Origin of the sequence: Streptomyces sp. NPDC005784, assembly GCF_042871525.1 — a bacterium.
GTDB lineage: Bacteria > Actinomycetota > Actinomycetes > Streptomycetales > Streptomycetaceae > Streptomyces.
In genome coordinates, this window is the sequence record NZ_JBIAIQ010000025.1 from 85,316 (window position 1) to 105,916 (window position 20,601).

Annotated in this window: 18 protein-coding genes and 2 pseudogenes; 10 read left to right on the top strand and 10 right to left on the bottom strand. The window is 68.0% G+C overall.

What is annotated here, in order from left to right; translation table 11 throughout:
* Positions 1–93 precede the first annotated feature (93 nt).
* Together ACFYR3_RS31165 and ACFYR3_RS31170 are read left to right on the top strand one after the other, a co-directional pair.
* Complete coding sequence (locus ACFYR3_RS31165) at positions 94–1,395, top strand: GAF domain-containing protein (RefSeq protein WP_389285283.1); 1,302 nt, start codon at positions 94–96, stop codon at positions 1,393–1,395.
* A 184-nt stretch (positions 1,396–1,579) separates the two neighbouring features.
* Entirely contained in the window at positions 1,580–3,103 is a 1,524-nt protein-coding gene (locus tag ACFYR3_RS31170) for an aldehyde dehydrogenase family protein (protein WP_389285284.1), read from the top strand.
* A gap of 162 nt (positions 3,104–3,265) precedes the next feature.
* Here the strand turns inward: ACFYR3_RS31170 and ACFYR3_RS31175 are convergent, their stop codons facing one another.
* From ACFYR3_RS31175 to ACFYR3_RS31205, 7 genes and pseudogenes are all read right to left on the bottom strand, one after another.
* The gene (locus ACFYR3_RS31175; RefSeq protein ID WP_389285285.1) at positions 3,266–4,660 is read right to left on the bottom strand and encodes a tyrosine-type recombinase/integrase; all 1,395 of its coding nucleotides are present in this window, start codon (positions 4,658–4,660) and stop codon (positions 3,266–3,268) included.
* Entirely contained in the window at positions 4,651–4,848 is a 198-nt protein-coding gene (locus ACFYR3_RS31180) for a helix-turn-helix transcriptional regulator (RefSeq protein ID WP_385694247.1), read from the bottom strand. The genes ACFYR3_RS31175 and ACFYR3_RS31180 overlap by 10 nt, the downstream gene beginning before the upstream one ends.
* Positions 4,849–6,143: 1,295 nt before the next feature.
* Complete coding sequence (locus tag ACFYR3_RS31185; protein ID WP_389285286.1) at positions 6,144–6,467, bottom strand: hypothetical protein; 324 nt, start codon at positions 6,465–6,467, stop codon at positions 6,144–6,146.
* An 11-nt stretch (positions 6,468–6,478) separates the two neighbouring features.
* Entirely contained in the window at positions 6,479–7,732 is a 1,254-nt protein-coding gene (locus ACFYR3_RS31190; RefSeq protein WP_389285287.1) for an IS256 family transposase, read from the bottom strand.
* A gap of 127 nt (positions 7,733–7,859) precedes the next feature.
* Positions 7,860–9,088 (bottom strand): annotated as a pseudogene (locus ACFYR3_RS31195) (IS110 family transposase).
* A gap of 516 nt (positions 9,089–9,604) precedes the next feature.
* Positions 9,605–10,948: an endonuclease domain-containing protein gene (locus ACFYR3_RS31200; RefSeq protein ID WP_389285288.1), complete on the bottom strand. Its 1,344-nt coding sequence runs from the start codon at positions 10,946–10,948 to the stop codon at positions 9,605–9,607.
* 153 nt (positions 10,949–11,101) lie between these two features.
* Positions 11,102–11,398, bottom strand: a complete 297-nt coding sequence (locus ACFYR3_RS31205) for a hypothetical protein (protein ID WP_389285289.1) — start codon at positions 11,396–11,398, stop codon at positions 11,102–11,104.
* 182 nt (positions 11,399–11,580) lie between these two features.
* Here ACFYR3_RS31205 and cutA point away from each other — a divergent pair, with 182 nt between their 5' ends.
* Complete coding sequence (gene cutA, locus ACFYR3_RS31210; RefSeq protein ID WP_389285290.1) at positions 11,581–11,907, top strand: divalent-cation tolerance protein CutA; 327 nt, start codon at positions 11,581–11,583, stop codon at positions 11,905–11,907.
* A gap of 63 nt (positions 11,908–11,970) precedes the next feature.
* Here cutA and ACFYR3_RS31215 read toward each other — a convergent pair whose 3' ends face one another.
* Positions 11,971–13,212, bottom strand: a complete 1,242-nt coding sequence (locus ACFYR3_RS31215; RefSeq protein ID WP_389285291.1) for a helix-turn-helix transcriptional regulator — start codon at positions 13,210–13,212, stop codon at positions 11,971–11,973.
* Positions 13,213–13,343: 131 nt separating this feature from the next.
* Between ACFYR3_RS31215 and ACFYR3_RS31220 the strand changes: the two genes are divergently transcribed.
* A complete protein-coding gene (locus tag ACFYR3_RS31220; RefSeq protein WP_389285292.1) occupies positions 13,344–13,853 on the top strand; it encodes an ATP-binding protein in 510 nt (169 codons plus the stop codon).
* Between the two features lie 62 nt (positions 13,854–13,915).
* Here the strand turns inward: ACFYR3_RS31220 and ACFYR3_RS31225 are convergent, their stop codons facing one another.
* On the bottom strand, positions 13,916–14,416 hold the full coding sequence (locus ACFYR3_RS31225; RefSeq protein WP_389285293.1) for an SAM-dependent methyltransferase: 501 nt from the start codon (positions 14,414–14,416) through the stop codon (positions 13,916–13,918).
* A 72-nt stretch (positions 14,417–14,488) separates the two neighbouring features.
* Positions 14,489–15,877, bottom strand: coding sequence for a Tat pathway signal protein (locus ACFYR3_RS31230; RefSeq protein ID WP_389285294.1), 1,389 nt, complete (start codon positions 15,875–15,877; stop codon positions 14,489–14,491).
* Between the two features lie 309 nt (positions 15,878–16,186).
* Here ACFYR3_RS31230 and ACFYR3_RS31235 point away from each other — a divergent pair, with 309 nt between their 5' ends.
* From ACFYR3_RS31235 to ACFYR3_RS31260, 6 genes and pseudogenes are all read left to right on the top strand, one after another.
* Positions 16,187–16,747 (top strand): DUF6415 family natural product biosynthesis protein, encoded by a 561-nt coding sequence (locus tag ACFYR3_RS31235; protein WP_389285295.1) that lies wholly within the window; start codon positions 16,187–16,189, stop codon positions 16,745–16,747.
* Positions 16,748–16,791: 44 nt separating this feature from the next.
* On the top strand, positions 16,792–18,312 hold the full coding sequence (locus ACFYR3_RS31240) for an ATP-binding protein (RefSeq protein ID WP_389285296.1): 1,521 nt from the start codon (positions 16,792–16,794) through the stop codon (positions 18,310–18,312).
* A 65-nt stretch (positions 18,313–18,377) separates the two neighbouring features.
* A pseudogene (locus tag ACFYR3_RS31245) lies at positions 18,378–18,894 on the top strand (roadblock/LC7 domain-containing protein).
* The gene (locus ACFYR3_RS31250; RefSeq protein WP_389285297.1) at positions 18,891–19,298 is read left to right on the top strand and encodes a DUF742 domain-containing protein; all 408 of its coding nucleotides are present in this window, start codon (positions 18,891–18,893) and stop codon (positions 19,296–19,298) included. The pseudogene ACFYR3_RS31245 and the gene ACFYR3_RS31250 overlap by 4 nt, the downstream one beginning before the upstream one ends.
* Before the next feature lie 52 nt (positions 19,299–19,350).
* A complete protein-coding gene (locus ACFYR3_RS31255; RefSeq protein ID WP_389285298.1) occupies positions 19,351–19,941 on the top strand; it encodes an ATP/GTP-binding protein in 591 nt (196 codons plus the stop codon).
* Entirely contained in the window at positions 19,941–20,588 is a 648-nt protein-coding gene (locus tag ACFYR3_RS31260) for a GAF domain-containing protein (protein WP_389285299.1), read from the top strand. The genes ACFYR3_RS31255 and ACFYR3_RS31260 overlap by 1 nt, the downstream gene beginning before the upstream one ends.
* The last annotated feature ends 13 nt before the right edge of the window (positions 20,589–20,601 follow it).

The window sequence follows — 20,601 nt, forward strand, 5'->3', positions numbered from 1 at the left end:
GGCACCGAGCGGAAGGGGAGCGTCACACGGGTTGTCGGGGCCCGCACCGGGAGTGACGATGGACCCAGTCGCATCGCCTTCCGGGAGGCCGAGTTGACCGATCCTTGGGTGGCCCTGGAACCGGGGACCGACCCCGCCGAGCGGGTTCGGCTGCTGCGCCGCGCGTACGAGTCCTTCACCGAGGCCGGGACGGTGCCGCGACCGGTGCGTGCCGTGGTGGCGGAGTCGTGGCGGCGTTCGGCGCGGGCGGGCGTCGTTCCGGAGGGCACCGCGAGGGTGGAACTCATGGACGGGGAACTGGGTTCCTACCGGGCGGAGCATCCGCTCGCGCGGGTGATGCCGCTGTTCCGGGAGCTCATGGGGACGTTCGCGGCGGACGGGGAGCATCTTCTGGCGGTGTGCGACGCGCAGGGCAGGCTCTTGTGGGTCGAGGGCCATCCGGGGACGCGGCGGCAGGCCGGACGGATGAATTTCGTGCCGGGCGCGCGGTGGTCGGAGACGGCGGTCGGTACGAACGCGCCGGGCACGGCGGTCGCCGTCGACCGTCCGGTGCAGGTGTTCGCGGCCGAGCACTTCATCCGGCGGGTGCAGCCCTGGACCTGCGCGGCGGCCCCCGTGCACGATCCGCGCACCGGACGGGTGCTCGGCGCTGTCGACATCACCGGCGGGGATGGGCTCGCGCATCCGCACAGCCTCGGCTTCGTGCAGGCGGTGGCACGGGCCGCCGAGGCCCATCTGGCGCTGCTCGCACCGCCGCAGACCATGGAGGGCGCCCTTGAACTGACCGCGCTGGGGCGCGACGAGGCTCAACTCGTCGCGGCCGGACGGAAGATCAGGCTCAGCCGCAGGCACAGCGAGATCCTGGTCCTGCTGGCGCGGCATCCGGAAGGTCTGACGGGCGACGAGTTGCAGTGCGCGCTGTACGAGGACGAGTCGGTGACGCCGGTGACCCTGCGGGCCGAGTTGGCGCGGCTGCGCAGAATCCTCGGTCCGGGCCTGCTGGGTTCGCGTCCCTACCGGCTCACCCGGCCGGTCGAGTCCGATGTGGCGGTGGTGGAGCGGCGGCTCGGTACCGGCGCGGTGACGGCTGCCGCGGCGGTGTACGCCGGTCCGCTGCTGCCGGGTTCGACGGCGCCGGCGGTGGTGCGGCTGCGGCGAAGGCTCGCCGACGGGCTGCGGACGGCGATCGTCGCCCGGCGGGACCCCGACCTGTTGGCCGACTGGGCCCGTGCGCCGTGGGGCGAGGACGATCTCGACGTCTGGCGGGCGCTGTCCGCCGTACGCCCGGCCGCGGCGGTGCACGCGCGTCTGGTAGAGCTGGAGTCCGAGCAGGCCGCACCGGCCGGATGGGCCCACTCCGCAAGCGCCGGCCGTATGCGACCGCCGCCGCGCTGAACGGAACGGGCGCGGCCCCACCCTGCGGAACGGGCACGGCCCGCCTGCGGATTGGGCGCGGCCCCGCCCGCGGAGCGGGGAGGGCGGTTCCGGGGACACGCAACGTCCTTGCAACGTACGGGTTCCTAGCCTCGCGGCGAGAGCTGCCCAACGGCGGGCGGCGCTTCTCCGGGAGGCAACCAGCATGACCCGTTACGCGGCGCCCGGCAGTGAAGGCGCGATCGTCTCCTACCAGGCGCGTTACGACCACTTCATCGGCGGGGAGTACGTTGCCCCGGCTCGCGGACAGTACTTCGAGAACCCGAGCCCGTTGAACGGGCAGCCGTTCACCGAGGTCGCGCGAGGCACCGCCGAGGACGTGGAACGCGCGCTGGACGCGGCACACGCGGCGGCGCCCGCCTGGGGGCGCACCTCCGTGACCGCGCGCGCCGACATCCTGCTCAAGATCGCCGACCGGATGGAGGCGAACCTGGAGAAGCTGGCGGTCGCCGAGAGCTGGGAGAACGGCAAGCCGGTACGCGAGACGCTGGCGGCCGACATCCCGCTCGCGATCGACCACTTCCGCTACTTCGCGGGCGCGATCCGCGCTCAGGAGGGTTCGCTGGGCGAGGTCGACGACGACACCGTCGCGTACCACTTCCACGAGCCGCTCGGCGTGGTCGCGCAGATCATCCCGTGGAACTTCCCCATTCTGATGGCGGTGTGGAAGCTCGCTCCGGCGCTGGCGGCGGGCAACGCGGTCGTCATCAAACCGGCCGAGCAGACACCGGCGTCCATCCACTACTGGATGAGCCTGATCTCGGATCTGATCCCGCCGGGTGTGGTGAACATCGTCAACGGCTTCGGCGTCGAGGCGGGCAAGCCCCTGGCGTCCAGCCCGCGGGTGGCGAAGGTCGCGTTCACGGGTGAGACCACCACGGGGCGGCTGATCATGCAGTACGCCTCGGAGAACATCAAGCCGGTCACGCTGGAGCTCGGTGGCAAGTCCCCGAACATCTTCTTCGACGACGTGTGGGCGCAGAACGACGACTTCCGCGACAAGGCGCTCGAAGGCTTCACGATGTTCGCGCTCAACCAGGGCGAGGTGTGCACCTGCCCCTCGCGCGCTCTCGTCCAGCGCGGCCACTACGGCGAGTTCATGGAGGCGGCGGTCGCCCGCACCGAGCTCATCAAGCCCGGCAACCCGCTCGACACCGACACGATGATCGGCGCCCAGGCGTCCAACGACCAGCTGGAGAAGATCCTCTCCTATCTGGACATCGGCCGGCAGGAGGGCGCCAAGGTGCTCACTGGCGGTGAACGCATCGAGCACGACGGGGAGTTGAAGGGCGGTTACTACGTCCAGCCGACGATCTTCGAGGGCGACAACCGGATGCGGATCTTCCAGGAGGAGATCTTCGGCCCGGTCGTCTCGGTGACGTCGTTCGACGACTTCGACGACGCCATCAAGATCGCGAACGACACGCTGTACGGGCTCGGCGCCGGCGTGTGGACGCGGGACATCAACACCGCCTACCGGGCGGGCCGTGCCATCCAGGCCGGGCGGGTCTGGACGAACTGCTACCACGCATATCCGGCACATGCCGCGTTCGGTGGATACAAGCAGTCCGGCATCGGCCGCGAGAACCACAAGATGATGCTGGAGCACTACCAGCAGACGAAGAATCTTCTGGTGTCGTACTCGCCGAAGAAGCTGGGCTTCTTCTAGGCGCACGAAAAAAGGCGCCTGACCTGGTCTTTCACCCGTCAGGCGCCTTTCCCTCAGCTTACTCTCGGCCGAGCCCGGCTTGCGTGCTAACTCCCAGTTCCTCCCACACCTGTACCGCTCCTGACCAGTACTTCCGGACCAGTCACGGACCAAACCCACGCTTCAGCCCTCGGTTGCTTCGCCTTGGCTGACACGCCCCCACTCCTGCATCGACTGCTCGATGAGGCGGTTCGCCTGTTCTCGAACGCCGTCGAGGAACTTGGCGTAGTGACGGAAGAGAACCTCGATGCTTTGGCCGGCGCGGCGGGCGCATTCGGCCGGGTCTACTCCGGAGTAGAGCCAGAACGAGATCCCCGCGTGCCGGAGATCGTAAGGTCGCTTAGCCAGGCCAGAGGTGCGCTCCAGGCGAGTCAGGGCGTGTTCCCGGGCCCGCGCCCACGTCTTGCCGTATGCGGCAGCGTCGACGTAGTTGCCAGCCTCGTTCCGGAAGAGTCGGCCATCAGGTGCCACGTCGAAGCGTTCCACGTGGGCACGCAGCATGCGTACGAACTGCGGTGGGATGGGCACAGGCCGCGTCGCGCTTGCCGCGCGACGCTTGAGCGAGTGCACCTCGTGCACCTCACCGTCGTCAGTCCACTCCTTGCCGGACGTGACGACCCCGCCCGAAAGGTTGAGCATTCCCCATCCGGTCTTCGGCAAGTGGCATTGCTCGATCCGAAGATGGATGACCTCAGCGGGCCGCATGGCCGCGAAGTACATGCAGCCGAAGAACGCCTCAAGATGACGCCCCCGCCCCGACTGGCCGGCAACAGCCTCGAGTAGCCGAAGCACCTGGGCCGGATTCGGAACGGCAGCCGGATCCACCTCCTCATTGACCGCCAGCGCATTCCACCGGATCCCGTTGAGGGGGTTCTCCGCGAAGTACCTCTTCTCCACCGCAGTGTTGAGAGCTTCGTTGAACGCAGCCCTCTTGCGTCGGGCTGTCTTGGCCGCAGCCGCCTTGCCGTCCAGCCTGCGGCACATAGCATCGAGGGCCCTGCGCAGAACATCCGCATCCGCAAGGGCGCTGACAGGCAGAGAGTTCCGCTTCATCCAGTCCAGCGCGTGGAGCCACTCCTCGTCGGGTTCGCGCTGCCAGGCGTTCTTGTTGAATGCCCAGGAGTACAGGGCACGCCTCAGTACCCGCGGATCGGAATACGTTGCGCCGGGGTGCACCAGGGCGGGCGTGATGGTAGCGAAGGCATCGGCCAGGGTGCGGCGGGTGTTCCCTGGCGTACGCTCCCATCTTTGCTCGATGTATTCGTGCGCCAGGTCGTACCACGTAGTCCGCTGCTTGATGGCCCGCAACTCAGATGCGGGCAGACCGGTGTGCTCATCAAAAGGCTCACCCTCGCGCGCCGCTGTCATCAGCTTCGCGCGCCGGCTATCAGCAAGCGCGAATGTGATGAAGGACGCGGACTTCTCGCACCCGTTGACCGTCCACCGGATCTGGAAAGGCTTGCGCCGATCAGAACGCTCGCGTATGTCCCAGAAGCGGACGTTATAACTCATAGCCATCCAGGCGTATCCCTTTCACACGCCTCCCACCACGCATCCAGATCAGCGCGGCGGCAGCGCAGTTCACCATTCGGTAGCTTGATCATTCGGGGAGCCTGACCGCGAGCGCGTAGGCGGTAGAAGGCCGATGCGCTCATGCGGATTTCCGCTAGGACTTCGGCAAGCTTGAGCGCAGGTGGACGAGCCATTGATGCCTTCCTCGGGCATTCCGGATTTGTCGGCCACCCAAGCGGCAGCGCGACTTGTACCCACTCCGCCACAGCTGATGGGCAGGCGCTGTCAGTTACAGGGGCTGCAGGGCGCCGACATGAAGGGCCATAGTGTCCGAACGACTCCACCGCCAAGCACAGCCGCTGCGAACACCCTCAATGGTCTTCATGATCGCCGGTTTGGCCAACCGGCGATCGTGGTCTATGTTGTGCGCCCCACAGGGAAATTCACGGACGATCGCCAGCGGACGAAACTCAGGGACCAGCCGGTGCGATCGGACAACGGGGTCGCGCCGTCCGTCACGAGCACCCGGAGCCCGCCGTCAATTAGCCAGTCCAAATCGTGCGCAACGATGCGCTCGGGAGCGCCGACGGCTCGGGCTATGTACCAGGGTGGGGCTCCAGACGTGTCGCGATGCGCGCGAGGACCACTCGGTCCCGGCGATAGCTACGTTGCAGCAAGTCCTCGCCGACCAACCCGATCGCACAGACGCAAAGAAACAGCACCGTGGATGAGCGTCGTAATCCTCTCGCTCCGATGTGGTCCATACGTTCAGGGCGTCAAGTGCCAAGCGGATGGGGGCGTTGAATCGGACGGATCGGAGAGCGGCATTCGACAGGGGGTACTCCTTGGGTCGGGCCTCTGCGATGAGGCCGAGCAGCACGAGGTACCGGCCTCCGGCATGGCCGACCTGCAGGTCGGCCCGGAATCCTGAATCCCATCACTGACCTGGTGTTTTTCGGGGACGTTGTACGTTGACATAGTCCCAGAGAAGGTTCCAGTCCTTCGGGGCTATCTCTCGTCTGCCGTGGGCGAATGCCGGGCCGAGGGAAGTCCAACCGGAAAACGTCAGGGGCTTACCGTCGGAGAAGAGCGGCAGGGCATGCTCCGCCTTCGCCTGGCTCGGGCGCACCGTGAAACCGGTGCGCACGGCGCCGGCGGCCAGCCCGGACGAGAAGCCGACAGCCTCCGAGAAAGAGGCGGCGCGGAAGTCGCTGGCTGTACTGCGGACAGACCTGCGGGTGGCGCAGATCGCTGGGAATCGGGGCCCGGAGTGAAACGGAAGGGCTACAACGCCTGAGTGTCGCGGCGTTCGCGAGGGCTACATGATCCCTTTCCAGTGCCAGGGTCACTGCTCTGCACGGCCACGCAGGCAGTCGACACGGTACTGAGCCTCTGCCTGCGAGTCAGGTCGCATGGACGCGTGCTGGGCTGTGTAGGTCGTCATGCGTAACTCGCAAGTAATTGTCAAGAGTTGTGGATCAGCAGCGGCTCACCATGATTCGCGGCCCAGGTGCACGAGACCTTGGATGGTGCCCAGGCGGGTGTGCAGGGTGGGCTCTGGGGCCGGGGTGTTGGTGAGCAAGAGGATCCGGACCGCCGGGTGTTCCGGGGTGTAGAGGTCGTCCTGGCCGTCATCTCCGGGAATGGCGTTCGGCTGGATCTCGATGCGTCCGTAGGTGCCCTGGGCAAGGTGGTAGACACCCCGGTAGTCACTTTCACGCTCGGTGAAGACCACATCGAGGTGGCCGGTGACGAGGCGGACCAGTTCACTCGCGGTGTGTCTGCTGGTGCCGTAGGTGTCGTAGTCGGTCATGGTGGCTGACCTTATGCCGCGAGCGTTTCGGGGCGTTCGAGGAGCTCGCCGCATTCGAAGCGGGCTCCGGCCCTCACCAGGGCGACGAGGTGGGGTGCGTTGACGGCCCGCCATCGTGCCTGGGCGGACTCGACGAGCTTGAACACCATCGCCAGGGCGGCCGCGCGGGAGCCGGCACCCTTGGTGACCTTCGTCCGCAGCCGCACGGTCGCGAAGGTCGACTCGATCGGGTTCGTGGTCCGCAGATGGATCCAGTGCTCGGCGGGGAAGTCGTAGAAGGCCAGCAGCTCGGCCTCATCGTCCGTGATCTTCTTGACAGCCTTGGGGAACTTCGCCTTGTACTGCTTCTCGAACGCCTTGACCGCCCTGGCCGCATGCTCCTTGTCCTCGGCGTTGTAGATGTCCTGGATGGCCTTCTTCGCGGCGGGCTGGGCCGACTTGGGCAGGCAGTCGAGGACGTTGGCCGTCTTGTGAACCCAGCACCTCTGGTGACGGGTTTCGGGAAAGACCTCGTGAAGCGCATTCCAGAACCCGAGGGCGCCGTCGCCGACGGCGAGGACGGGAGCACGCATGCCCAGCCGGGCGGCGTCCCGCATCAGGCTCGCCCAGGACTCCGCGGATTCCCGGTAGCCGTCGGCCATGGCGATCAGTTCCTTGGTGCCGTCCGCGCGTACGCCCATCACGACCAAGACGGCGGCCTTGGCCTCCTCCAGGCGTATGCGCAGGTGGATGCCGTCGGCCCAGACGTAGACGTAGTCCGCGGCGGACAGGTCGCGCTCGCCGAACGCCTTGTGGTCGGCCTGCCACTGGGTGGTCAGCCGGGTCACGGTAGCCGGGGAAAGGCCGGCAGAGGAGCCGAGGAACTGCTCGAGCGCGGGCACGAAGTCGCCGCTGGACAGGCCGTGCAGGTAGAGAAGCGGCAGCACCTCGCTGATCTTCGGGGACTTCCTTGCCCAGGGCGGCAGGATCGCCGAGGAGAACCGCTTGCGCTCGCCCGTCTCCTCGTCGATGCGCTTGTCGTTGACGCGTGGAGCCTTGACCTCGACCGTCCCGGCCGCAGTGGTCAAGTTCCGGGGCTGGTGGTGTCCGTTGCGGACCACGAGCCGCCGCCCGCGCTCGTCCTTCTCCTCGGCCAACTCGGCTATGTAGGCGTCAACTTCGGCCTCCAGTGCGGCGGCCAGCATCCGTCTGGCGCCCTCCCGGACGATCTCGTCGATCAGAGACCCGCCTCGCGTCGAGCCGTCCTCGGTGACTACCGTGAGCATGGGCGTACCTTCCCAGCCGACGGGCCAACGTCGGCCTACTCGATTCCAGTCAATCGATCACCCGGGAAGGTACGCCCTTCGCGTCCAACCCGGGGCCGATCCACAGACATCCGAGCTTGCTAAGAAGTCAAGCCGCGAGCGTCACCAGCGGCGTGGACGTGGTGGGGAACGCCTTGCCGGGATCGAACTTCTGCCCGGTCTGCAGGCAGTGGTGGAGGCATCCCAGGAGGCGGTTGAAGACGTTGCGCATGGCGGCGGTGTGACGGTCCCCGAGATCGCGGCGTCGGTCGTATTCGGCCTTGACCGGTGGAGAGGGCAGTGCGCCGAAGATCCAAACGTAGCCTGCGGCGGCCAGTCGCTGGTTTTTGACCCGGCGGTGGCGCACGAGGTGGCTCTTGCCGCTGGCGATGGTGACCGGCGCCGAGCCGGCATATGCCTTCAGGGCGCGGGCGTCGGCGAAGCGGGTGCGGTCGTCGCCGATCTCGGCCAGGACGCGTGCGCCCGTGAGCGGACCGATACCAGGGAAGCTGCCCAGGATTTCGGCGTCCGGATGGCCGGCGAACGCTTCGGCCGCGGCTGCGGCGAGGTCGTCGGCTGCCCGGCAGGCGGCATCCAACTGGGAGACCAGCGCGAGGGTTTGGCGTCCCATGGCCTGCTCGACGAGCGGCGGCTGGTGCAGGTAGTCGCCGGTGAAAAGGGTGCGCAGCCGCTCCACCCAGACCTCGATGTTCCGCTGCCGTCCGGATCTGCGCAGTGCGGCCCGCAGCTGGGCACGGGTCAAGCGGGCGGCGGTATGCGGGTCGGGTGCCGCGGCGAGGACCGCACGTGCTTCCCGGGAGTCCAGGCCCACGCCGCGGACGGCGAACGCCGCGAGGGCGGCCGGGTAGTACTGCTTGAGGTGCGAGCGCAGCTGGTTGTTGAGCTGGGCTCGGTTCCACACCGTGTCTGCTGGGCGCGGGCCAGGACGGCGATCGCACGGACCAGTTCGGAGTCGGCGGGCAGCGGCCGGTGCACGTCGGCATCGGTCCGCAGGATGTTGGCCAGTGTCATCGCGTCGGCGTGGTCGGACTTCGCGCGGGCACTGCGGTGCCGCTCGCGGTAGCGGGCCACCGCCATCGGGTTAATCGAGTACACCTTGCGGCCGGTGGTGCGCAGGCAGGCGAACACCAGGCCGCGGGCGGTCTCCACCGCGACCGGTATCGGCGCCTCAGCGCAGTCACCAGCTTCTGCGAGCAGGGCAAGCAGTTGGCGGAAGCCGTCCGCGTCATCTTTGATGCGCTGCTTGGCGACCAGCTTTCCTGTCTCGTCGACCAGCGCCACGTCGTGGTGGTCTTCCGCCCAGTCGATCCCGCACATGATCGTCAACTTCAAGCTCCCTGCTCTTCGTGCTCGTCCTGGTGTGTGAACCCGCGCAGGGCGCGCCGCGACCTAATAGGAGGGCTCGATGGCCCGACATCCGATGAGCAGTTCGCAGCCCCAGCTCCCCGCACGGTCCCCGGTCTCTGGAAGGAGCTCGGCGGCTCGCGTGGTGAGGGAGGGGTGGCCGTACGGACGGCTCAGGTCACGATCATGACTTCATCGTGGAGATATGCGACGTACCCCGGCAGATGCACGGTGACGGGGCCCTCTGCCTGTGGAGAGGAGTCCGGCTCCGGGTATTGAGTAGGGGTCACCCGTCACCGTGCACTGCTATTAGGTATTGAGCATTGCTCGTAACTCGCGAGCCCCAGCGAGAAGCTCGTATCCCTCCCACTCGGTGACGTCCGTTCCGTACGGACTCTGCTGCGCATTTCGCTGGGGCGTGCGGGGTGACCCTGTCGGGGGCCGGCAGCTGCGAGGTGACGTGGGGGCGTCAGGTCTCCCGGTGCTCGCTCAGAACAGTGCTGGGCCCTCGCCGCTGGTGTCCACGATGACTGGCCGGAACTGGGCAGGGAGGCCGTCCAGGCGGTCAGGACCGGCCGCGGCGGCCACGGCAGGGGCCGTCTCGGCCAGCCAGGTGCGAAACCGCTCGGCGGCTTCGCGGTAGGGGACTCGCGCCAGGACACGGTGCTCGCCGGAGGGGCAGAAGTCGACGGCGACCGTGAGCAGGCAGGAACGGGGCGCCTGGTGACTGCCCGTCCAGGACACGCGCAGGACACCGCAGGGCTTGCGCCCGCGGGGAGCGGGGTGGGTCGGGCGCAGTGATCGGCAGGCTGTGTGGGCGGTCCATGCGGCGAGGTGCGGCAGGGGCAGGGTGGTGCGTGCGCGGCAGCCGGGGCAGCGGTGCCAGTGGCGGAGCCAGTCGCCGGTGGCGGTGTTGAAGAGGCGTGTGTAGCGGTTCGCTACGCGGATGTCGTTGCTGTACAGGTGGTCGGGGCGTTCCAGTGTGTTGCAGGACTGGCAGAGGGGGGCGCGGACGTAGCCGTGTTCGTGGCAGTGGTCGAGGACTGTGGCGGGCGCAGTGCGGCAGACAGCGCACGCCCACCCAGCCACCCTGCGGGAGGTACCGGGCTTCCTGCTGAGCACCGAGTACAGCTGGCCTTCCAGCTCTGCGTTGTACGGGCGCAGGGAGGCGGTGGGGCCCTCGGGGCTCGTCGTCTGCCGACCGCCGGCGTCTCGGGCCTGCCGGGGGTAGGAGGGCGGCTCGGTGACGGCTGCGCCTGTCTGGCGGGTCCGCGCGGCTTTCACCCACTGCGTTTCGGTGTGCTCGGCCGCATCCAGCAGCCTGACCACAGCACGCGGCAGCCACCACGTCCGCTGCGTCCCGTCGCGGGTCTGCTCCACGAGTATCTGTCGCCAGTCGATCCCCGCCAGATGGTACGGCCGGCCGACTTCACGTCGTGCTGCCCGCGCGGGGCCGCCCGGCTCCTGCAGTTCCCGCGTGATGCGCCGGCGCCAACGCAGCGGCGTTTCCTCGTTGTACTCCTGCCTCGGCGCCCCACGAAACGGACCGATGCGGACCAGGTCCTGCCGGTCCATTCCCACCGCGTTCAGTTCCGCGGCCGCCCGGCGCACCTCAGCCTCCGGAACACTCCACTGACCGCCGCTCGCCCTCACCGTCGCCACCACATGGCCGCCGAGCAGGACGTAGCCCGCCCGAGCATGGGCAGGAGAGCAGGTGAATGCCCCAGAAGCCGTCGGCACAGCACTGTCGGCCGTCAAGTCGACCCACAGAGCGTCCGCGGCACCCAGGGTGATCAGGCCATCCGTGCGACCGGGCATGACACGCTCTGACATACCGACAGGCTAACGGCCTGCAACGCGGCAACGGGTCTCCAAGCTCCTCGGTCAGCCGGGCCGCCGCCCCCAACTCCATATTCCTGAGCATCTGGTTCGTCAGCACCTCCCGTGCCCGCAGCGTCACCACCAGAACGTCAAGAACCGGGCAAGTCACCCTCGCGCATCAGCGGTCCCCGAGCCCAGACGAATTGAGCAACAGAGTCCGTACGTCTCACAAAACTCGGCGTACTCGGCCTCGGTGACCGCGCCGGTCGTCGTCATCTTGACCGCCGTAGAGACGAGATCCCACTCCGAGGGCCCGGCAGAGACCAGCTTGAAGTCCATCAGCAGCGGCCGGGCCGCCGTGCGGTCGACGTTGCCGACCCACGCGCCGTGCACGACGCATTCGGGCGTGCCCGCGGGCCTGTGCTCCCGCCACTCGCGGAGTTCCGCATGTCGTTGCCGCAACCACCCGCGATCACCCTCAGACAGGGACGTCGCCGCCTCGATCACTCGGCGACCCGTATGACTGTTCGGGTCTGTCGAGCGGAAAGCCCGGCACGGGCAAGGGGCGGAGCTGTTTCAGCAGCGTGACGTGTGCCCTTGACGGCTGGGTAGAGTCGCGGTATACGAGCTGGAGAGGTAGTTGTATGGCCAACGATATTGTGATTGCGCAGACGACCAGCGACGACGAGGATCAGGCGAAGGCGCTGGCCCGGGGCGCGGTCGAGAGCAAGCTGGCAGCGGGCGTTCACGTTGATGCGCCGATCACCGCCTTCTATCGGTGGAAGGGGAAGGTCGAGACGGCGCAGGAGTGGCGGATCTCGTACATGACTACGACGGACCGTCTCCCGGCACTGGAGGCGTGGCTGCACGAGCAGCACCCGTACGACGTTCCCCAGTGGATCACGCTGCCCGTGAGTGGTGGGTCGGAGGCGTACCTGTCCTGGGTTGTCGAGGAGACGGCACGCGACTGACGGCCGACAGGTCATACGACGGCGTTCGCATCCTGAGCTTGCCCGTGTGCCGCGCGGGGGGGGTCAGGAAGCGAACTGCCGCAGGTGAAGGCCAAGTTCCTGCTCGCTGTCGGGGAGGGACGCTGCGATAGTCGCGGCGCGCTCCTTGCCCATCGTGTTGGGCTTGGCCTGAGCCGCTGCGGCGAACTGGCGTGACACGTAGACCCCTTGGTCGACGTCACCTCCACGCAGCAGGGCCGAAGCGAGATCACCGAGGACCACAACGCCTCCGTCCGGGAGTTCGTCTCCGAGGCGATCGACTGCGGTGTCTGCTGTAGCGGTGAGTTCGGGACGCCCCAACTGCCCGTATACAGAGAGGGCCAGCGAGTCCATGCGGTACGGGGTCACGAACCGGACCCACGCCTGCTCGCTGGTGTGATCCGCGAAGTCGTAGGCGAAGCGCGCTCGCTCCAACGCCCGGAGCGCCCCCATCTCGTCGCCGGCCGCCGCAGCCTCCTCCGCGTACCTGCCAAGGACCCAGGCGGCAGCAGTAGCGTTGCCGTGGCCTCGCACATCGCTAGCCGCTTGGAAAAGGAAGTCCAACTTCGCCTTCGGCGTCGAGGCGCCGTAGCTGCTGTAGGTCAGGGCCAGGGCTCGGAGCGGAGGGTGCCCGGCGGTCGTCGCGCACTGCGACGTGACCTTGTAGTAGGCGTCAGCTTTGTCGTGCTCACCCAGATCCCAGGCCACCCAACCGGCCAGGGCGGCAGTTTCTCCGGCGGCGATAGTGAGAGCCCGCTCGTGTTCGCCAGCACGGGGCAGAGCCGCGGTGATCGCGTCAAGATGTGACTCGACCGTGCTTTGTAGCCGCCGGGCGCTGAGGCTGAGTTCCTGGACGTGCAGTTCAGCAGCCCAGTCGATGAGCGCGCCGGCGGAGGGCGAATCAATCTTGGACCCCTTGCTGAGGGCAATGGCTAGGCGCCCCCAGGGCTCGGCAGCCGCGCTCACGCCAGCAGCGGCGCCACCCAGCAGCGTGCGACGCTTCACGGCGTCCTGGTTCTCCCCCGCATTGGTATGCCCCTTTCTCTTCCGAGCGCGGGCAGCCTTGGCCTCCCGCTGTAGTTCCTCGAAGGGGACACCGCAGGCCGCCGCGATGTGGCCGATTGTGTGATTGGTAGGGATGTTCTCGAAGTTCTCATAGCGGCTGATCTCTCGGCGGGTCATGGTGTCCCGGCCGGAGACAGCGTTGATCGCCTCTGCCTGCTCCTCCTGCGTCCGGCCCGCATCCTGCCGAAGCCGCAGGAGCAGGTCGGCGAACGGATCTGGCATGAGTGTGACCTCTGTCGGTGGGCGGAATCCCATCATGGCCTTAATTCCCCCTCCAGCTTTCCCCCTTGACAGATTTTCCCCCCTCTGGATTCCCCTGGTCGACAGTGTCGCCACGCGATGCGATAGCCCCCATGACCAGGCTCCAAGAGGAGACCCCGCCCAGCGGGGGCATCCGTAGCTTTGCCGACGTGGCAGGCGTGTCATGCGCGAGGTCGGTTCACGAAGACCGGCACAGCACATCGGCGAGGCCAGGCGTACCGACGGCATCCCATGGCTGTCAGGCGGCCTTTCCCCCTGATCTCGCGAGAGTTGGGGAGATGCGGCAGACAGTTGGGGCGTTCCTGCGGCGGTGCCGTGTTTCGGAGCCGGTGGCGGGAGCCGTCGTACTGGCCGTCTCGGAGCTGGTCACCAATGCCGTGGTTCACGGTGAGGGAGAAGTCGTGCTCCGGATCACGGTGGCCCTCGACGTGGTGCGCGTCTCGGTCACCGATCACAATCCGGCCCCAGCTGTACTCAAGGAAGCCGGACTCGACGGTGAATCCGGTCGCGGGATCCGGCTTGTCGATGCGATCTCAGACGCGTGGGAGAGCAGCGGCAAGGAGACGTGGTGTGAGTTCCGGTACGCGAGGGCTGCGGGTTGAGCCAGACTTCTAACTGGTTTCCGGCCATGCGGTTGACGAGTCGGGCAGCTCAGTCACTTCCACTACAAGGGACGCTCCGAGGGCCGTTCACTTGCCTTCGCCCAGTAGTTCGGTTCAAGCATCTCGCCAGGCCATGCGGGCTGACGGATCGGGCCCTGAGGCCCCATCTGTTCGAAGTACGGTGCCAGGTCGATCACGGGCGTCCCGTCGACGGCGTCGAGATCGGTGACCATGAGGTCCCTGCCTTCGACCTTGAGCAACCGCGGGTAACTGAACGCCAGTTGGTTGGGGCGCCGATGGTTGCGGTGGACAAACGTACCGGTCGCCGGCCAGTTCTGGTTTCCCCTTGGACTGCGTGCGTGGAGCTGGACATCTTCGGGTCGGGCCAGATGGAAGCGCCAGGTCACGGTCAGGTGGGAGAACTCCTCGATTCCTTGCAGCGTTTCGAGGGGGTACGCGTCGTCGAGCCTGATGATCGATTCGACCCCGCCTTGGTAGTCATCCTGCACGAGGGTGTGGCCGCCGACGACCGTTGCGATCGACTTGACCTCGTAGGTCGGCATCAGCGCTCGTTCCTCTCCCTGTACGTAGCGTGTACGGCGACCTCCGGTCGGCGCCGCGGATCTTTTCTGTGGTCAGCCTATGGCGCGCAGCATGCCTCGCGCGCGACGGTCCAGTTCGGCAACGTGACGACCGCCGCGTTGCCGGACGGGCGAGAGGTCGCTCTGCATGCGGACGATGACGTCGCGGGCGCGGCCGGACTGGACGCCAGCCATCGCGTCGAGGGCTTGGTTCCAGGTGGCGCACGCCTCATCGAGGCGTCCCTGCTGGACCTGGACGGCGCCGAGGTAGCCAAGGGTCACGCTGTGGGTGCGGGCGTATTGCTGGCGGCGGCGGGTGGCGACGCTGCGCCGGAAGTGGATCTCCGCGTCCAGCGGCTGACCCATGTCGCGCAGGGCGCAGGCGGTCTCGTGGGCCAGGGAGGCTTCCTGGAAGAAGCCCACGCGGCTTGGGGCGCCGTTGTTGTCGGCGCGGGAGAGATCCCGCTCTGCGCGGCTGATGGCCGTGAGTGTGCCGGTGCGGTCGCCGTCTGCCGCAAGGGCTCGGGCGTGAACGATTGCGAGCAGAGCCTTCTCGCGATGGCTGGCCTGGCCGTAGCGGTCGCGGGACATGGATGCGTCGGCCAGGGCAAGCGCTCGGCGAGGATGTCCGAGGTCCACAGCTTGGTGGGCGAGGGCGCGCAGGATGTGGCCACCGAGCGGCCCGTCGCCCGCTTCGGCTGCGATGCGGGCGGCAAGGGTGAGGTAGCGCTGGGCGGTTCGGTGCTCGGAGGCGTCGAAGGCCATCCAGCCTGCGAGGTAGGTCATCTCCGCCACGGCCGAGCATGTGTCGCGGCGGAGCTGCTCCGTGCGGAACCTGCTGCCGAGCAGTGGCACCGCTTCGTCGCGAAGGTGGCCAGCAAGCGCCGAGCGGCCGGAGGCCCCACCGCGCTGCTGGTCGCGTGCGGAGTAGAAGGTCGTCAGGTCACGGACATCATCGATATCGGTCTGCGTCACCAGCCTAGGGGAGACTGCTGGGCGCTTCGCCGCCGCGGCCGGAGCAACTGCCCACCACGAGGCGGCGGGCAAGACGAGGCCGGCGGCCGAGTACGCGGTGGTCGCCAACATCTTGCGTCGGTGCATATCGAGGTCGTCGCTTCCCAACTCGGCCAGCACGGTCAGAGGGTCGACGCTCCAGTCGGAACCACTGTCGGTTTGGCCTGTGGCTTCACCGTCCAGCCCAAGGTCGGCCAAGGTGAGGCGGCGGCCGAGTCTGCGGGACAGCGTCTCGCGAAGGATATGGGGCGCCTGACCGCTCGGCTGCGTGCCCTGCACCCACATGGCGATGTGCGAGCGAGAGATGGCCTCCAGCTCACGCACCCCGTTCTCTGCGGCTACCCGGGCGACTGCTGCGGCTGCTTGCGGCTGGGACCAGCCCGCTTCGCGCAGGAATGCGGCAAGGGCGACGTTTCGCGCACGGGCCATGGGCTGCCCCTCGGTTCCGAAATGATCTTTGACGCCTTTGACGGCCCCGGGGGCCGCGCAGGCATACCCCTCGGCAGGGATTCACGGTTCGCTCAACGTAGCGGCCGGATCACTCACTTTGCACGACAGTCGTCGTCCCGGTACGGCCGTTCCCACTCAACTTGGCTCGATCTGAACAGGAGTTGTGTCATGCGCCTATCGCTGGCTTCACGGCAAAAGGACGGCCAGCGCGCAGCGCCCATCAGGAAGTCTGGCGGCACTGAGGAGTCGGCCCGGCGGCGTGATCAAGTGACAGCTACGGCAGAGACGGTGGCACTTGTGCTGGATGAGGACTCGCCGCTGGCGGAGACCGCGGCTGATGTGAAAGACCTCGTGAGACGTCTGCGCGGTCACATCCAGCAGCTCGGCGTCAGGGTGCCGAATGAGGAGCTGGCGCTGCGTCAGGCGCAGCAGCTCGCCTCGGCGGGGGTTCCCGACGGCTACATGCCCAGCAGGGTGTACCTGGTCCGACTGGCCGAGGCGACCCAAGAACTCGCTGCGGCAGTGGAGACCTGCAGCAGCGGCCGCGAAATTCAGCTGCCAGGACGACGTGGGTGGACGCCCCCGATCAGCATCCTACGAGGCGCGATCTTCATCTTTTGCGCTCGCCTGTCTGGTCTTTGCCGCCTCCGTGCCACGGACATGACCGTCACTGCAGCCGTTCTGATCGTCCAGATCCTCGGCCGCGTGGCGTGGCTGGTGCTCCGTGGTAACCGCCGGTACCCGCCAATCGGCGACCGCACCGGGATGGACGACCTGCTTGGGCTCCTGGCCGAGGAGTACGACCCCGTTCGGCATCACGCAGGCCGCGCCAGACCTGCAAAGACCTGACGTCGCAGCACGCTTAGCAGCCCCTCCCACTGACAAGGATTCCCATGCCTGACAGCGCGTTCCCGACACGGTCGGCCGCCACTGGCCATCGCAGACGGCGGCTTCCAAGGATCGACGCATTCACGCTGCACTGTGTCCGCCGTGCCGTGGCGCTGCCGCTTCTGCTACTTGTAACGCTGCTGGGTACCGCCTTCACCATCTGGTCGATGTCCGCGGTAGCTCCCAGCTGGCTGCTGACCACCGTTGTCTGCGGGCTGGCCGCAGTCGTACTGGGGGCGGCCCGGGGAGCACGAACGGTCGCAGCGGCCGTGCAGACAGCCGGGGAGGAAGCCCGGGTAGCGGAGCTGACAAGGGTCGCGGGAGTTGCGGCGGCCGTCGAGAAGTCGGTGCAGTGGTCGGCGGACGAGCTGTGCCGTGGGGCGCGCCCGCCGCTGCCGGACCTGCAGATGCCGCTGCCGGCCAGTGCGACCGCGGAGATCGACAAGGCGTTGAGGGCACTCCAGGTTCAGGCCGTCGCATCGTTGATACGCGTGCACGACGAGTCCCAGTCCGTCGTCCTTCTGGAAGTGCTGCGCCGTCTGGCCATGCGGGAGCACACCTTGGTCGGGAAGGCGCTGGAGGCACTGAGTCGGCTGGAGATGCTGACCGACGACCCGGAGCTGCTGTCGAATATCTTCGAGATCGATCACCTCGTGACGCGGATGCGTCGTCAGGTGGAGAGCACGGCGGTCTTGGGCGGGCAGTCCCTGCGCAGTGTGCGTCTGCCCGTTCCGGTCACGACCGCGCTACGCGGTGCGGTCTCCGAGGTGGTGCAGTACCCGCGTGTGGCGGTCGCGCCCGGTTCAGTAGGAGCGGAGCTGGGCTTTCCGGGACACGTGGGTCCGGACCTGACGCATCTGTTGGCCGAGCTGATCGAGAACGCCTGTGAGTGCTCCGATCCAGCAACGAGGGTGACCGTGCGCGCGCAGCGGGTGCCGAACGGGCTGGCGGTCGAGGTCGAGGACCGGGCCATCCGGATGCATCCACAGACCCGCGAGCAGATGAACCGGCTGCTCGCGGCGCCCGACGCGGTCGACGTCAGCGGTCAGGTACGAGCGGGACAGCTCGGCTTGCTGGTCGCCGCGAAGATCGCTCAGACACACGGGCTGTCCGTTGTCCTGCAGGAGAATGTCACGGGCGGCACCACTGCCCTGGTCGTCATTCCGGCACGGCTCCTCGTAGCGATTGATCCCGTCGGTGACGCGGGCGCCCGCCACCGGGATATGCGCCCCTCCGCGTCCCCGCCGCGGCGGCAGGCTGCGGCGACGGCCGCCCCACCGGCAGGCCGGGCCGCACGCCCGATCGCCGCGCAGGAGCGGCGAGTCGGAGAAGCAGATCACTCTGTGACCGCGCCCGACCTTCCCCGGCGTACGCGTCAGGCCGCCTCGTTCCGTCCACCACGTGAAGGGGAGCAGCCCCCTGCGACCGCGGCGACGCCAGGGCTCGCAGCCGCCTTCCGTAACGGCATCGAGGCCGGCAGGACCACCGGTTCTCACCCCGCCTCGGCCGAGCAGCCCAGGAACTGACCCTCGCCCCCTCCCCGGTGGCCCGGATGTATCCGCCAGTCCTTCCCCCTTCTGGAGCGATTCCTATGAGCACCCACCCTGAGATGAACAACGTGACCGGCGTCGTGCCCGCGTCCGAGACGACAGCGACCGGTTCACGGGAGGACATGGCCTGGCTGTTACGGAGCTTCGCCTCCGAGGTTCCGGGCGTCACGCACGCCGTCCTGCTGTCGCGGGACGGGCTGCGGCTGCTGGACAGCGAGGTCGAAAAGGACTGGGCGGACGAGCTGTCGGCCGCAATCAGCGGAGTAGCCTCGCTCGCGGCGAACATCACCGGCCCCACCCACAAGAAGAGGCCGGCCAGGCAGGTCATCATCGAGCGAGACGACTGCCTGTTTTTCGTCCAGAGCGCCGGCCGTAGCGCGGCCTTCGAACACCACCCCGGCAACGAACGCGGTGCGGTGGACACGGTCCTCGCCGTCATCGCCACCAGGGAAGCCGACGCAGGCACTGTCGGGTTCGAGACGGGTCGGCTGGTACAGAAGTTCGCCCCCCCACATGCAGATCCCCGTCCGCGTCGGCACGGGTGCTGAGGTCCGGTGACCGCACACGGTCGCGCGGCCGGGGACTCAACGTTCGTGCGGACCTACACCCTGACGCGCGGGCGCACCAAGCCGCGGCACCTGCTCGGCCTGGAAACCGTGCTGGACGCCGGGCCGGGGCGCCCCGGCCCGGGCCAGGCCGAGGAATGCGCAGACATCCTCACCCTGTGCCGCGAGCGCCGACGTTCGGTGACCGAGCTGGCGGGCCGACTCGGCCGCCCCGTCACTGCCGTCAAGATCCTCGTCTCGGACCTCCTGGACGCCGACGCCCTGGTCGTCCCCGTCACCTCCCCCTATGCCGCATCCGACGCGGATGCAGGTCCCTCCACACAACTGCTGGCGGCCCTCTCAGCGGGCCTGAAAAGGAAGTGGCCCAATGCCATCGCCTACCCCCAGGCCGGATGACCCAGCCCTGGTGCTGCGGACTCCGCCGGGCCCGCAGGCCGGTGCACCTACCGTGCTGAAGATCGTGATCGCCGGAGGCTTCGGAACGGGCAAGACCACCGCCGTGGGCGCCGTCAGCGAGATCACGCCGCTGAGCACGGAGGAGTACCTGACCGAGGCAAGCGCGGACGTGGACAGCCTGGAAGGCGTCGAGGCCAAGCGGACCACCACGGTCGCCTTCGACTTCGGCCGCCTCAGCCTGCCCGACGCGCCCGTGCCCCTGGAACTGTTCCTGTTCGGCACGCCAGGCCAGGACCGGTTCGTCGACCTCTGGTACGACCTTGCCCGCGGAGCCGTCGGCGCGGTCGTCCTGGTCGACACCCGCCGCCTGGAAAGCAGCTTCACCCCCCCCGTCAGCTTCTTCGAAGACATCGGCCTGCCCTTCGTCGTCGCCGTCAACCAGTTCGGCGGAGCACACCGCTACCACCCCGAACAGGTCCGCACCGCTCTCGAACTACCGGCCTTCGTACCGGTGCTCACCTGCGATGCCCGCGACCCGAACCACGTCGCCGGCGTCCTCCTGACCCTCGTCGGCCACGCCGTGAGAAACGCAGCAGCAGGCCCCGACCTCCCCACACCCACTTCCACCCTCCAGGACGCCTGATGACATACCAGCCCACCAACCCCTACCTCGTACCGCAGACCGCCCCGCCCACGCCAGCACTGCCGCGGCGCGGCATGCGGGACACCGCCCAAGGGCTGTCCGTCCCGGCAGGCGGCGGCCCCGACGCCAGCGGCCCGCAGGTTCAGCAGGCGACAGAACTGGCGCGGCGGTACGAGCTGATCAAGCGCCTGGGCGTGTCCACCGCTGCCAGCGAGGACTTCGACGAGCTGGCCCGCGACATGGCCGAGCGTGCCGGATTCCGGTACGGGTTCGTCAATCTCTTCCTGGAGGAGCAGACCTTCGTCGGACTGCACCAGCCGCCCTCGGACAGCGGGTACGTCATCGTCGGCCGCACCATGAGCGGCGACCACGGCTGGTGCCCGGAGGTCGTGGCCCGCAAGAAGGCCCTCCCGCTGCACGACGTGCACGCCAGCCCGCGCTTCAGCAGCAACCACGTGGTCGACGCGGTGGGAATCCGCTCCTACTTCGGCGCTCCGCTCATCCACGCCAGCGGCACCGTGCTGGGCACGGTGTGCGTCATCGACCCCGAGCGGCGGCCCCTGAGCCAGGCCCGACGGATCAGAGACATCACCATCAGCACCGGCGCCCAGGTGATGGACCTCATCGACCGGGCCCCCGTCCGCTAGATCCGTCAGATCC

What these genes read in the sequence shown, in the direction of transcription:
- ACFYR3_RS31170 (WP_389285284.1), top strand. Translation starts at nt 1,580, where the DNA reads ATGACCCGTTACGCGGCGCCCGGCAGTGAAGGCGCGATCGTCTCCTAC.
- ACFYR3_RS31190 (WP_389285287.1), bottom strand. Translation starts at nt 7,732, where the DNA reads ATGCTCACGGTAGTCACCGAGGACGGCTCGACGCGAGGCGGGTCTCTG.
- ACFYR3_RS31225 (WP_389285293.1), bottom strand. Translation starts at nt 14,416, where the DNA reads ATGCCGACCTACGAGGTCAAGTCGATCGCAACGGTCGTCGGCGGCCAC.
- ACFYR3_RS31215 (WP_389285291.1), bottom strand. Translation starts at nt 13,212, where the DNA reads ATGCCAGATCCGTTCGCCGACCTGCTCCTGCGGCTTCGGCAGGATGCG.
- ACFYR3_RS31200 (WP_389285288.1), bottom strand. Translation starts at nt 10,948, where the DNA reads ATGTCAGAGCGTGTCATGCCCGGTCGCACGGATGGCCTGATCACCCTG.
- ACFYR3_RS31260 (WP_389285299.1), top strand. Translation starts at nt 19,941, where the DNA reads ATGACATACCAGCCCACCAACCCCTACCTCGTACCGCAGACCGCCCCG.
- ACFYR3_RS31175 (WP_389285285.1), bottom strand. Translation starts at nt 4,660, where the DNA reads ATGGCTATGAGTTATAACGTCCGCTTCTGGGACATACGCGAGCGTTCT.
- ACFYR3_RS31185 (WP_389285286.1), bottom strand. Translation starts at nt 6,467, where the DNA reads ATGACCGACTACGACACCTACGGCACCAGCAGACACACCGCGAGTGAA.
- ACFYR3_RS31180 (WP_385694247.1), bottom strand. Translation starts at nt 4,848, where the DNA reads ATGGCTCGTCCACCTGCGCTCAAGCTTGCCGAAGTCCTAGCGGAAATC.
- ACFYR3_RS31240 (WP_389285296.1), top strand. Translation starts at nt 16,792, where the DNA reads ATGCCTGACAGCGCGTTCCCGACACGGTCGGCCGCCACTGGCCATCGC.
- ACFYR3_RS31230 (WP_389285294.1), bottom strand. Translation starts at nt 15,877, where the DNA reads ATGGCCCGTGCGCGAAACGTCGCCCTTGCCGCATTCCTGCGCGAAGCG.
- cutA (WP_389285290.1), top strand. Translation starts at nt 11,581, where the DNA reads ATGGCCAACGATATTGTGATTGCGCAGACGACCAGCGACGACGAGGAT.
- ACFYR3_RS31220 (WP_389285292.1), top strand. Translation starts at nt 13,344, where the DNA reads ATGACCAGGCTCCAAGAGGAGACCCCGCCCAGCGGGGGCATCCGTAGC.